12 protein-coding genes are annotated in these 13,651 nt (G+C 36.5%); 1 reads left to right on the plus strand and 11 read right to left on the minus strand.

Annotated features, from left to right (window positions below):
* Positions 1-515: 515 nt before the first annotated feature.
* The 11 genes from hypE to KQI71_RS10730 are packed head-to-tail and all read right to left on the minus strand — an operon-like array spanning position 516 to position 11,738.
* Positions 516-1,520, minus strand: a complete 1,005-nt coding sequence (gene hypE, locus KQI71_RS10680) for a hydrogenase expression/formation protein HypE (RefSeq protein ID WP_216436098.1) — start codon at positions 1,518-1,520, stop codon at positions 516-518.
* Between the two features lie 11 nt (positions 1,521-1,531).
* Positions 1,532-2,581, minus strand: a complete 1,050-nt coding sequence (gene hypD, locus KQI71_RS10685; protein ID WP_216436100.1) for a hydrogenase formation protein HypD — start codon at positions 2,579-2,581, stop codon at positions 1,532-1,534.
* A 16-nt stretch (positions 2,582-2,597) separates the two neighbouring features.
* On the minus strand, positions 2,598-2,804 hold the full coding sequence (locus KQI71_RS10690; protein WP_216436102.1) for a HypC/HybG/HupF family hydrogenase formation chaperone: 207 nt from the start codon (positions 2,802-2,804) through the stop codon (positions 2,598-2,600).
* A 1-nt stretch (position 2,805) separates the two neighbouring features.
* Complete coding sequence (hypF, locus tag KQI71_RS10695) at positions 2,806-5,130, minus strand: carbamoyltransferase HypF (protein ID WP_216436103.1); 2,325 nt, start codon at positions 5,128-5,130, stop codon at positions 2,806-2,808.
* A complete protein-coding gene (locus tag KQI71_RS10700) occupies positions 5,120-6,181 on the minus strand; it encodes a nitrogenase component 1 (protein WP_216436105.1) in 1,062 nt (353 codons plus the stop codon). The genes hypF and KQI71_RS10700 overlap by 11 nt, the downstream gene beginning before the upstream one ends.
* Positions 6,181-7,479 (minus strand): nitrogenase component 1, encoded by a 1,299-nt coding sequence (locus tag KQI71_RS10705; protein WP_216436107.1) that lies wholly within the window; start codon positions 7,477-7,479, stop codon positions 6,181-6,183. Before KQI71_RS10705 ends, KQI71_RS10700 begins: the two co-directional genes overlap by 1 nt.
* Positions 7,480-8,235, minus strand: a complete 756-nt coding sequence (locus KQI71_RS10710) for a nucleotide-binding protein (protein ID WP_216436109.1) — start codon at positions 8,233-8,235, stop codon at positions 7,480-7,482.
* Positions 8,236-8,237: 2 nt separating this feature from the next.
* A complete protein-coding gene (locus tag KQI71_RS10715; protein WP_216436119.1) occupies positions 8,238-9,395 on the minus strand; it encodes a nitrogenase component 1 in 1,158 nt (385 codons plus the stop codon).
* Entirely contained in the window at positions 9,392-10,720 is a 1,329-nt protein-coding gene (locus KQI71_RS10720; RefSeq protein WP_216436120.1) for a nitrogenase component 1, read from the minus strand. The genes KQI71_RS10715 and KQI71_RS10720 overlap by 4 nt, the downstream gene beginning before the upstream one ends.
* A gap of 5 nt (positions 10,721-10,725) precedes the next feature.
* Positions 10,726-11,478: a nucleotide-binding protein gene (locus tag KQI71_RS10725; protein WP_216436122.1), complete on the minus strand. Its 753-nt coding sequence runs from the start codon at positions 11,476-11,478 to the stop codon at positions 10,726-10,728.
* Positions 11,475-11,738, minus strand: coding sequence for a TM1266 family iron-only hydrogenase system putative regulator (locus KQI71_RS10730; protein ID WP_216436124.1), 264 nt, complete (start codon positions 11,736-11,738; stop codon positions 11,475-11,477). The genes KQI71_RS10725 and KQI71_RS10730 overlap by 4 nt, the downstream gene beginning before the upstream one ends.
* A gap of 313 nt (positions 11,739-12,051) precedes the next feature.
* Here KQI71_RS10730 and KQI71_RS10735 point away from each other — a divergent pair, with 313 nt between their 5' ends.
* Positions 12,052-13,548, plus strand: coding sequence for a Na+/H+ antiporter NhaC family protein (locus KQI71_RS10735; RefSeq protein ID WP_216436126.1), 1,497 nt, complete (start codon positions 12,052-12,054; stop codon positions 13,546-13,548).
* Positions 13,549-13,651 lie beyond the last annotated feature (103 nt).

The following is a 13,651-nucleotide window of genomic DNA, read 5'->3' on the forward strand; positions in this document are numbered from 1 at the left end:
CTTTATCCTTGTTATTACTGTTCTTAAAGAACGTTCGTCGATTTTTACTAAAATCGTCTGAAAAATTCAATTGAATTTTCAAGGTTGTCTTATTGTTCAGTTGTCAATGTTCTGTGATTTGCTTCTGTGTGTAAGAAGCTTTTCTATTATATCACTCTGTTCTTTGTTTGTCAAGAACTTTTTTTATTTATTTTTTTGCTTTTGATGTTTTCTCATCGCCAGCAACTTTTATATCATACCATCTCAATTCTTATTTGTCAAGAACTTTTTCTTTGATATTTTAGAATGTTCTGATCATCTCTGTCAGCAACTTTTATAAGATATCATAAATACTTCGTTCTGTCAAGAATTTTTTCCTTCTTTTTTCTATAAGAAACGATGTCTGATTTTGTTTTTTTGTGTCACTTTCTCAGCGACTTGACTATCTTATCATTTCATTTCATTCTTGTCAACCATTAATTTTATTTTATAAAAAAAGGAGAGTATATCCCTTTTCCATATACTCTCCTTTATGGTTAGCAAATTCTTGGAAGTAATTCTCCACCTGGTTGCGGTAATAAAGTTTCTGCTCCAATTTCAGTTGTCATAACAACCTTTCCTTCATTTTCTTCTGTAATTTCACCAATGATTGCTGCATTTTTTGAATATTTTCCTTCATGTAAAACATCTAGAATCTTTGGTGCCGTCTCTTTTGATGTAATAACAACCAACGTTCCTTCATTTGCAAGATAAAGCGGATCAAGTCCTAACATGCCACAAACACCTTTCACTGCTCCATCAACTGGAATTGCTTCGGAATCAAGGCGTACTCCAACATGACTTTCCGCAGCAATTTCATAAAGGACCGTACCAACACCACCTCTTGTTGCATCACGAATTACATGAATATCTTTACTTGCTTCAATCATAGACTCTACAGTTCCCCATAAAGGTGCGCAATCACTCTGAATATCTGCTTCAATTCCAAGATCTTCTCTCTCAAGAAGAATTGTACATCCATGCCGTCCAATATCTCCCGTTACGATTATAATGTCTCCTGGTTTTGCAAAAGCTCCAGATGTATGAACGCCATCTTGTAATTTTCCAATTCCTGTTGTTGTAATAAAGACCTGGTCTACTTGTCCCTTCCCTGCAACTTTTGTATCTCCAGCTACAATCTTCACACCAGCTTCTTTTGCTGTTTTTTCCATATAAGACGCTATTTTTTCCAGTTTTTCAAATGGAAATCCTTCTTCTATAACAAAAGAACATGTCATATACATTGGTTTTGCACCCATGCATGCCAAATCATTTACTGTTCCGCAAATGCTTAACTTCCCAATATTTCCTCCTGGAAATTCAAATGGAGAAACGATAAATCCATCCGTTGTCATTGCAATTTTCCCGCTTCCAACATCTAAAACTGCAGCATCATCTGCCGTAAATTCTGGATTTGAAAAATGTGCCTTAAATACTTCTTCTATTAACTGTGCTGTTTGTTTTCCGCCCGCACCATGAGCAAGTGTTACTACTTTTTCCATTGTTCTCTCCTCTATTCATTTCCACCATATTGATAATAAGCTGAACATGCACCTTCATTTGATACCATACAAGCACCAACCGGATGTTGTGGGTTACAAGCTTTTCCAAATACCTTACAATCTGACGGCTTACATTTTCCCTGAAGAACCTCTCCACAACGACAAGCTGGATTACTTCTTCCTTCAATCTTTGGAAGCTGAAATTTCAAACGTGCATCGTAAGATTTATATTCTTTTCGAAGTTTCTGTCCAGAATTTTTAATAATTCCAAGGCCCCTCCACTCAGAATCACAGGACTCCATGACTTCCGCAATTAATTTCTGAGCCGGAAGATTTCCTTCTGATTTTACAACTCTTGGATAGCAATTAACAAAAAACGGTTTTCCTGTTTTTGATTTTTCAATAATCACTGCTAATGCTGTCAAAAGTTCTTTTGCTGTAAATCCAGCTACCACACCAGAAACACCTTCTTTCGTCAATTCCTCGCAAAGTTTTGTTCCAGTAATTGCATTGACATGACCTGGATAAAGAAACGCATCTGCACTCCCTTTCAATGCCTCATAAGCATTTGGCATTGTTTTATTTGCCACAAGTAATGAAAAATTTGAAAGATTTTCTTCTTTTGCACGCTTTACTGCTAAACAAGCTGCAGGAATCGTTGTTTCAAATCCAACCGCAAGAAATACATACTGTTTTTCTGGATTCTTTTTTGCAAGTTCTACTGCATCCAATGGAGTATATACAATTTGAATTTTTGCCCCCTTGGAACGCGCATCTGAAAGACTCATCTTTGTTCCAGGTACTCGAATTAAATCTCCAAAAGTACAGATAACCGCATCTTTTTCCAGTGCAAGCATAACTGCCTCATCAATATATCCCACAGGTGTTACACAGACTGGACATCCTGGTCCTGAAATCAATTCAATCTGTGGTGGAAGAATCTTACGAATTCCTAAGCGAAAAATTTCATGCGTATGTGTTCCACATACTTCCATAATTCGAATTTTTTCACCATCATAAGATTCTATGATCTCTTTTGCTGTTTTTTTCTTTTCTTCCATATCAACTCACCACTTATTATAAAAGATCCATAATCTCATCTGTTTCATCTTTATCATCGTCTGTTATTTTTGCAATGGCAATTCCTGCATGTACCATAACATATTCTCCTGGTTCTAGATTTTCAATCAATTCTGCAGAAACTTCCCTTTTTGCACCAGAAGCATCTACTACTGCCATTCCATTTTTTACTCCTACAACTTTTGCTGCTAATCCAACACACATGTTATTTCTCCTCCTTATTTATCCTTGCCATAGCTGCTACTGCTTGTCCAAGAGCAATTCCTCCATCATTCGGTGGAATCAAACTATGACGTAATACGCTAAATTTATTTTTTACTAATTGTTCTTCACATAGTCTCAAAAGAAGCTGATTTTGAAAAACACCACCACTTAGTGCACAGGTTTTTATCCCCGTCTGTTTTGAAACCATTTTACATCCTTCTACAATCTGATCGGCCAAAATTTTATGGAAGAAATAAGCTAATTTTCCTACACTTTCTCCATTTAATTTTCGTTCTATTATCTCCTTTACCAAAAGATTCGTTGAAAGACGCGCCGGTTGTTTTTCATCTTCTTCCTCGTTTATTACTAAAAGCTGTGGCTGCTTTTCTTCTTCTCCGTTACACTCCTCCCATTCTTCTGCTGCAAACTGAAGCGAAGTAGAAGCTTCTCCTTCAAAGGTCGAAGATGTTCGAATTCCTAAAATAGCACTAACCGCATCAAACAACCGGCCTGCACTGGTGGATTTTACACAATTAATCTTTCTCTGTGCCATTTTTTCATATAATCTCTGCATCTTTTCGTTACAAAGATTTAAACGATTACAAATGTCTGCCGCCTGATCCTGATACAAATCATTTATCATAGAAACTGCAATTCTCCAACCTTCTTTTGCAGAAATATCTCCTCCAATTTGCCAAAATGGATGAATGCTTAATTTCCTTTGAAAACCATAAAAATCAGCGACAAGAATTTCTCCACCCCAGATACTTCCATCCAATCCATATCCAGTTCCATCAAAAGAAACCCCTATCACAGGATCACAATAATCATTTTCTGCCATACATGATACAATATGTGCATAATGATGTTGCACCTGTATCATTGGAATTTTTTGTTCCTGCGCTACTAATGTTGTGTTGTACTTTGGATGCATATCACAAACAACAACATCAGGTTTTGTTTCTAATAATTCTTCCATCCTCTGAATAGATTCTTCCAAAGCCTGCACCGTTCTCAAATCTTCCATATCTCCCACATAAGGCGACGGATAAAACAATTGATTTTTTCCAATACAAAATGTATTTTTCAACTCTCCACCAACTGCCAAAACCTGCCCTTGAAATTTTTCTGACAACATCACCGGAAGTGGCGCATATCCTCTAGAGCGACGAATCATATAAGGTTTTCCTTTATAAAAATCCATCACCGAATCATCTGCTCGCAGGCGAATCTTACGATTATTCGAAAGAATTAAATCGCAAAAATGAGATAATTCTTTGATTGCATCTTCATCTGTACGACAAATCGGTGCACCAGAAACATTTCCACTTGTCATCACAAGGCAATCTGTTCCAAGATCTATATCATCACCATAATCAAAAATAAGCATCTGAACGGGTGCATATGGGAGCATTACTCCTATTTTTGGATTTCCTGGTGCAACATCTTTTGCTAAAGTCCCTTTTTCCCCTTTTTTTAAAAGAAGAATTGGTTTTTGATGACCATCTAGGATTTCTTCTTGTGCCGTTTCTATCATACATTCTCTCTTTACGGTATCAAGGTCTTTCATCATAACTGCAAAGGGCTTTGCTGGTCGATTTTTTAACTTTCGAAGTCTCAACACTGCCTCCTCATTTTTGGCATTACAGCATAAATGAAACCCTCCAATTCCTTTAATTGCCACAATTTTTCCATCTTTAATTGCCTGTCTTGTTACTCGAATTGCTTCCTGACCTCTTTCATTTCTTCCTATTATATAAACTTCCGGTCCACAATCATTACAACAAACCGGCTGAGCATCGTATCGTCTTGTTTCAGCATGTGTATATTCATATGTACACTCCGAACACATTGGAAACTCTTTCATACTCGTTCGCTCTCTATCATAAGGCATTGCATCAAGAATCGTCAATCTTGGCCCACAAGCCGTACAATTAATAAATGGATGCAAATATCTTCGATTTTTTGGATCATACAATTCCTGCTTACATTTCGGACAAGTTGCAATATCTGGTGAAACAAAAATATCTCCCTCTTCTTTCTGACTTTCAACAATCTCAAAGGAAGAAAATACAATATCCTCACAATCTGAAAGATCAATTTTTAAAATAGCAGAACGTTCTGGTGGACATTCTTTTAAATCACGATAAAACGTTTTTAATTGTTTTTCATTCCCACGGGCATAAATTTCAACATAAGAACCTTTATTAGCAACACTTCCTGTAATACCGGAGGCATCTGCAATCCTACTAACAAACGGTCGAAAACCAACTCCCTGTACAATTCCATAAACCCGGATAACTTTTGTTTTTTTCTTATCTTCCATCATATAATTTCCCCGAAACTGCAAAATGTGGAATTGAAATATACGTTCCTTTAAATTCTTTTAATGGACGATGTAATAATGCATCACCAATAATAACATCATATTGTTCCTCTTCTACATGTTTTATAAATCCGTCTTCTGTTTTAAATACAAGATCTCCTTCTTCTTTCAAATCTTTTGGCTGCATAAACCATGTACCAACGTTCAATTCCATTTTCTCTCCCTTATGAGATAATCGAATATTTTCTCGAATTTCATTTGCTGCCACCTGTTGATGTACGATCAAAACTTTTTTCCCTGAAATTTGCTTCAATTGATTTAAAAAGTTCTCTCCCAAAAATGGATATGTGACTTCATATGGTATTCCAAAATTTTTTTCCATATATTTTGCAGGTTTTAATCCTGCAGGAGCTACAACCAAATTTTTTTGTACACTTCCGGCAAGTTTCACTTCTTCAAGACCACTTCCCATTCCGTAACTATAAATTCTTTCAAAGCCTTCTTTTTGAAGCTTTTCTTGTAAAAAAGTATCCCCTTGCGTCAGACTAATATCAAGTGGGGTCATTCCAATGACACCTACTGCTTTATCATCTCGTTCCACATCTTTTCTTGCAAATTTTCGAAACAAAGCAAGGTAAGTCTCTTCTTCTCCTTCATCATATAAACGAGTACCAGTACACTCTATCGCAATGACTGGCATCTGACATCGTTTTTCCCCCATACGTTCCAGTGCCCGATAGTCGGTTGCAATCACAGCTGGCACCGGTGTTCCAATCACAGCTGCAAACTTCGCATGAACTTTCTGAGCAGTATCTTTTAATTTATCTACTAAACGATCATCTCTTCCAAGAATTGCATCCATATCACGAAGCCCTGCACTAAAAATTGCACTCTGATGTTCAAACCATCGCGGTTCATCAAAACCACAAATATTTCCTGTACATCCACCGGCATCACAAATGACAGTAATCCCTTCTAAATCATATAAAACAGATGTTGCTCCGGACTGATCAGGAGCAAATGGTGATAAATACTTTAATAATCCTTTCACTATACATTCCTCCGATCCATTGCTTCTTTTAACTGTTCAAATAAATGCTGCAAGCCACAATAACCAAATGGCTGCCTTTCTTCATTCCATGACACATTGACTGCATCCGGATGATAATAATTAGCATCCATTCCAATAGTCATTTCAACTTTGCTGTCACTACAATCATAATACATCATTGTCGGCGAAAGGTTTGTATATATTTTTGTGTGTGGACTTAATTGTGCTATCTTTTTAATATAAACAAACTTTTCCGGAGTTACTGTTCCATAAATTTCTTTTACCTGATGGCCATAACGAAGCAGGGCAAGAGCAAGCTCAAAAGTATCTGCATTTAAACATTCTCCAATTGCAAATGATGTTGATGGATATGCATTTGTAAAAGCATTGATAGCTTTCTTTGCCTGATCATAATATTTCTGATCATCAATTTTAATTCCAAGTGCTGCTGCAAACAACTCATATTGCCGCTTGATTTTATCAATTTGATATAAACGGGTTAACTCAATGGAAGGAATTTCAAGGCGTTTTTTTATATCTTCTGCTGCCAAACGACATTCTGGATTTAACACAAGATTAAAATTAGCTTCAGCCATAGACATATATTCTTCAAAGTCTTTACATCTTGAAATTTCATTGATTTTTTTCACACCAGCAGATCTTAAGATCTCATATAATTCCATATCATCAAAAAATGGTGCAAATTCTCCAAGAAGATTTACTGTTGTTCCAACTCTTTTGCGTTTCTCAAGTAAGGAATATACCGATTTACGAACAGCTGTCATTGGTGGAACTCTTCCTTCTCTTGTCAGTGCATACATATAGCATGGAAGTACCGGTATTCCAACCGCATCCGTCGCCTTTTTACAAACGCGCTCCATATCGGTCCCCAGCAATGCATCTACACAAGTAATACAAATCATAACCGCAGATGGTGGCATATCCAAAGAATCAACAACCTCTTTCACTGCCTTTGAAATCTTATTCAAATGACGTCCGGTAACAATATCTGTATCATCCATTAATAGATAAAAAAATCGTTCTCCATATCCGCCAAGCTCACTAAGCATCGTTGTATTTCTTCCGCAGCAACCAGGTGCAACCAGTAGCTCCACAGAACCAGGAATCGCAAGTCCTGCTCTCTTTACCCCAAATCCTTGGGCCCCAGGAGAGTTAAAAGATAAAGTTGCCGGAGAACTATAGATCAAATGCTTTGATGACTTTAATTCATCTGGAATCTGATCTTTTCCACACTCTGCCAATTCTTTTGCCTCAATATAATAAACTTCTTTTTTCATTTACTCTTTATCCTCCAGAAGACGTTTGGCAAGATCAAGATAAACCTTGCTCACTTGTAGCTGTGGATCTCCCTCCACTACAGTTTTTCCAAGATCTTCATAATGTATAATGTCCTGGCTTCTTGGAATATCCGCTATGATTTCAAGACCACTGTTTTTTGCAAATTCTTCTACTTTTTCTCGCTCATTTTCTACATTTCTTCTATTTAAAATAATTCCCTTCACCGTAGCATATCCACGATCTTCAAAATTATTAACTGCCGTATTGATATTATTAGCCGCATAAAGGGCCATTTTTTCTCCAGAAGTCACAATCAAAATTTCACTTGCATATCCTTCTCTAATTGGTGCTGCAAATCCACCACAAACAACATCTCCAAGGACATCATAAAGGACTACATCCGGCTTATATATCTCAAATAATTCCAAATCTTCCAACAAACTAAATGTAGTAATAATTCCTCTCCCTGCACATCCAAGACCAGGTGTTGGACCTCCAGTTTCAATACAAAGAACTCCACCAAAACCCTCCTTGGCAATTGGATCAAGCGTTTCTGGTTCTTCGTCAAATTCTCGAATATAATTCATAACAGGTTTTACCGGATCTCCATTTAATAAATTAATCGTAGAATCTGCTTTTGGATCACATCCTATCTGAATGACCTTTTTCCCAAGAGTCGCAAATGCCGCTGCAAGATTACTAGTTGTTGTAGATTTTCCAATTCCACCTTTCCCGTAAATTGCTAATTTTAACATACTTATCTTAAACCTCCTGTTTCTTCAAATTCCCGGTCTATCAGATCCGGTATCTTATTTTCATAAATTCTTCCAGAAAATGCAATATGACCGAGTGGATAAAAAGATGCTTTCTTTGGACATAAAGGTTTGTATAATGGATCTGCAATCACTATATCCATCCCTTCTAATGCCTCCATAAGATCATCTTCCTCCGGTGTCTGTTTATCCATAGACCGAAGGATCATTTCCTCTGTCTCTAATGGACATAAAACTTCACACGAAATACCATATTGCTGTTCTATCTCACCTGCAAGAGATGTGGCATAAACACTTTCTCCAATAATCGCTGCTTTTTTTTCTGATCTAATATCTGCTTTATATTTTTGACAGACAACCTGGCTTTTTCCTGTCTCCAATGATTCTTTCAGACAATGCTCAACTGTCGCTGCAAATAATTTTCCAACCGGAACTCCAACCACATATGGAATATCAAATTCCTCTTCCATTTTTTTTGCAATTTCCATTGCTCCATAAGAAATAACAAGATTCACCTGAGCTTTTCCTGCCTTAGAAAGTTCTTCCAGTGAACTTCCCATCGCAAAACACGCTCCTGTTTGCATCCCTATATTTTTTATCCAACGCCGAATAGAATCAATACTTCCATTAAGTGAAAAATCAAGCGGTGTTGCTCCTAAAATATTAACTTTGGTTTGCGTACTTTTTAAAACTTCTTTTTTACAAAAACGGTCCACAATTGCATCAAACGCCATCGATATTCCACTTAAATATCCATTCATTCCGTTTGCTTCCAATCCAAAAGAAGGAATCCCTGTCTCTTCTTCTATGACCGCTGCAATTGCTTTTAAATCCGTTCCAATCATATATGGAATAGGGGCACCGACAAGTGCAATAAATTTTGGCTTCATCTGCTGTGCCGTCTCAATAACGTCATGAATTAACTTATCGTCATCTCCCATGATCGCTTCCATCTCAGAAATTGCTGAAATATAAATCATGCTTTCCATATCATACCATCTTGGTTCATCATGTGTTGTATATGTTGAATTGCATCCAGATGCATCATGCATCACAACCATTCCGCCAAGTTCATACAAAGCGGAACAAATGCCAAATTCATCCGATGAATATGTTGAAATTAATCCTGCTACCTGTTTCATATGCAGCTTTCACACCCGTATCCCTTTCTCTGAATCAATATCTTTCTATCTTTTTTATGACAAAATGCTTCCTTCATTTGATTTGCGATCTGAAAAATTCCATCAAACCCATACAATCCACCGCTTTCCACGACATTGACAAAATAATCTGTGCCTGTAAAATAAGCCGCTTTCTGTCCAATCGCTAAAACTTTTTCTTCTGATTTTTCTACCAGAAAACGCATCTGTGGACGAGATGTAGGAGAAATCACCATTTCCGGATAATGCTCCTTAATCCAAAGAAAGTCTTCTTTTTCCTCTGGAAGAAACATATCCGCAAAAATTTCTCTAACAAAAAATCCATGTTCTAAAAGCATTCTCACAAAACTTAAAATTCGAAATGTAAATGTATAATCCACTGCAATCGGTGTATTTCCAATCACCTGATAAGCTTCTTTTAATGCTTTTTTCGCACTTGCTTTCTCCTCTTTAAAATCTGGCTTTTGGATACCAAGCTTTTGCGACAGTTTTTCATAAGCATTTTCTATCCGATCTTCCTGATAAACAAATGGAAGATAAAACGCTTCCTGTCCAAGTCTTTGTTTCAGATCTTCTGCTGCCATTTTTGCAAGCGGCTCATAATAAAGGTTCAAAGACGCCTGCGCCATATCAAGATATTCTTCATATGTCTTACACCAGTTAATCATTTGAAGATTGGCTCCTGCAGCCTTTACTATTCGAAACAATTCACAACTTTTACTAATTGGAAGATTGCTCCCTATCAGATTAATCTTATCTTTTCTTTTTTCTTTTGGAGAAAGAAGACTATACAACTGAATTCTCATCTTTTGGTCTGGCGTCAACCCACTTTTTCTTAAAGTTGGTATCATATAACAATCTGTGAATGAAATATCTGGAAAACGTTTTCTTAATTCACGAAATACCATATCCTGATCATATGCCAGAAAAAAATGTTGACAGCTGATAAAAACAAGCACCGCTTTTGGTTTATATGAAAGTTTTTTTAATACATCTGTAATACCATCGATCATAAACTCTTCCATATTACCTTCCAAAACATTTTCTTCCCGTATTGCAACAGAAGAATAACGTCCCATAGCATTCATCTCCGCTGCTGTTAAAACAACACCACGAAGACATCCTTGCGCACAGACAAAAATCTGATGAGACTGTGGAATCAGCATTCCTGTATGCACGATATTCCATGTTCCCCTCGCTGGAGAACTAAATTCCAATCCCTCCTTAAATGGAGCTGGAAAAGATACTTCTTTCATTGGTTTCTTCGTCTCTTTCAAAGATGGTTCTTCACCAATTCTTCTTAACATATTCTTCACCCCTGTCTGGAAAGAATCTTATCTGCAAGTTTTCGATATTCCTCTGCCATTTTACTTGTACCAAATGCTTCTATCACTGTTTTTTTCATTGGTTCTGCATCTTGCACTGTCTCACTAAAAGAAAGTTCCCCAACAATTTGTGAATGAATATCCTCACAAAGTTCTTCTACCTTTGCCCGTTCACTTTTTACATTTTTATGATTTAAAATGATACCTCCCAGCTTTGCATAACCACGTCCTTTAAAATTATCAATTGCCATTGCAATATTGGCTGCTGCATGAATCGACATATTCTCTCCAGACGTAATAATATAAACAAGATCTGCATAACCGCTTCGCATTGGCATCGAAAATCCCCCACAGACAACATCTCCCAATACATCATAAAATACAATATCTGGCTTTACGACATCATAAATTCCCTTTTTTTCAAGTTTTTCAAGAGCTGTAATAATTCCACGTCCAGCACATCCAAGTCCTGGTATTGGACCACCTGCTTCCACACAAGCAACTCCTTGATATCCTATGCACATAACATCATCTAATGTAAAATTATCCTTTTTTTTACGAATGGTATCAAGAACTGTTGAAAGTTCCTTTCCGTGCCTTAAACTAATTGTTGAATCCGCTTTTGGATCACAGCCAATCTGGAGAACCTTCTTCCCTTTTTGTGCAAGGGCTGCTGACAGATTAGACACCGTCGTTGATTTTCCGATTCCGCCTTTTCCATAAACTGCTATTTTTATCATTTTTCCACCTGCTCAGATATTTTTGAATATGTTGTTTTTGCACTAATTCCCTTAATTTTTCCAAGTTTTCCTGCTAACGTATTGATTACATCCTGTGGCGCATCAATTGCAATACTAATAATGTTTAATCCTTTTTCATGATAAGGAATTCCCATTCTTCCTAAAATATACATTCCATAATCATGTAAAATATCATTAACTTCCACCGATGCATCAATATCTTCCACAATAATTCCTATAATTGCAATTCTGCTTTCCATCTAGAACCTCCATCTTTATTTATTATGATAGAACAACGTCCAACCGTATTATGAAATAAAAAAACCACATCCAAAGATGTGGTTATTGTATACAAGTTTAAGAGAGCATTCTCTTCCCTTCCCATAAAACACATCTTCAATCTCAATCATAATTTCGATTTTAGATGATTTTATTGTAACACTATTGACTTTCTTTTTCAATTCTTTTTCCCTTGTTTCCAAGATGACAATAATGACACTGATTTCTTCTGGACATTTCTAAAAAATTTCGGTAAAATATGACTCTAAAAAACTTTTGAAAGGAAAATTTATTATGAATATTTGGCAGCGAATTGCTTATTACATGAATCCCAAACGCATTGATCCGAAGCGATTTAAACTCTGGGTATTCTGGATTATTTTTCATATGATTTTATGGTTTTTGCCAAATCATCTTGTAAAAGACAGCATCTTAATTTTACTTCCGCTAGCCGGATTGTTTGTGTATGCTCTTGTTAGTAAAAATGTCATTGAAACACTTGTTATGGGAACTCTTTCCATGTATGTGATGTGGTATAAACAAGGTGCTCTTGTTGCTTTCATTAAAGACCTTTCTTCTAACTTACAAGATGAAGAAACTATCAGTATGTATATGTCTTTTATGTTGTGTGGAGGAATCATCATTGCTTTACAGCGAAGCGGTACCATGAAAAATTTCACAAAAATTGTAACAGAAAAATTTGGCCATAATGAACATCTTGTCCTTGGCTCTGCTGCGATTTATACTGGCGTCATGTCCATTGACGACTATATTTCAGCCTTAACCTGTGGTGCTGCATTTTCCGGCCTTTTAGAAAGTATGAAAAAACCTAGAGTTGCTCTTGCCTATATTATTCGTACTTATTGTACCTGTGTATCTCAGATCCTTCCATTTGGTGCTTGGGGCTACTTTGTTATTTATCAAATTGAAGAAGCAAAAACCGTAAAAAATATGGCACAAGCCGCTCACATTTTTTATCAAACCATCCCTTATATGTTTTTTGCTTTTATTGCATGTATCATTGCCTTTTTATTTGCGATTGGTCTATTCCCTAAAATTGGCCTGATGAAAAAAGCATATCAAATGGCCGAGAAAGGATTTCAGATGGGGGATGATGAAAGCGGTACCGATCCAGAAGAGGAAGAATGGACGATGAATCCAAGACGTCAAAATGTCAGTTTAATCAATTTGATTCTCCCTATGGCCGCCAGCGCCTTTTTCCTTGTCTATTTTGAATACAATGCTTTCCTTGCCTTTGGTGTTGTTACATTTTTAACTGGAGCTATGTTTGTCATTCAAGGAATTTTTACCATTGAAGAATATATGAAATGTATGGTTGATGGTTGTATGGATATGATGGAACTTACCATCATTCTTGTCATTGGATATGCCATGCAAACTGTTATGTATGATATGGGAATGGAAACTTTTGTCAGACATGTATGTTCTGCAATTCCATATGTTAGTTTGATTCCATTTATTTTCTTTGTGTTTTTCTCCTGTACAGAATACTTATGTAGTTTGAATTACACTTTATACCAGATTGCATTTCCGATTTTAATTGTTGTTTTACCTTCTATTGGAGCAAACGTCCCACTAACCCTTGGAGCAGTGATTTCTGCAAGTCTTTTTGGAGCAAATGCATGTGTTATTTCTGACGCCGGTGTCGTATCTGCAAAAGGTGCAAGAGTACGACCATATGCACAATATGTTGTTTCACAACCATATTTTTTCATCGGTGCGCTTCTTACGGCTCCTCTCTATCTCATTGCCGGATTCATTATCCATTAATAAAGCTAAAAAATCGCCCAGGCCATTATGATATCTGTCCAGTATTCTGGGTATATATCCATGCCTAAGCGATTTTTTTAGGATCGTTTTTTGCAACACATTT

The sequence above is a fragment of the Anaerostipes sp. MSJ-23 genome (genome assembly GCF_018918155.1).
Taxonomy (GTDB): Bacteria; Bacillota; Clostridia; order Lachnospirales; family Lachnospiraceae; genus Anaerostipes.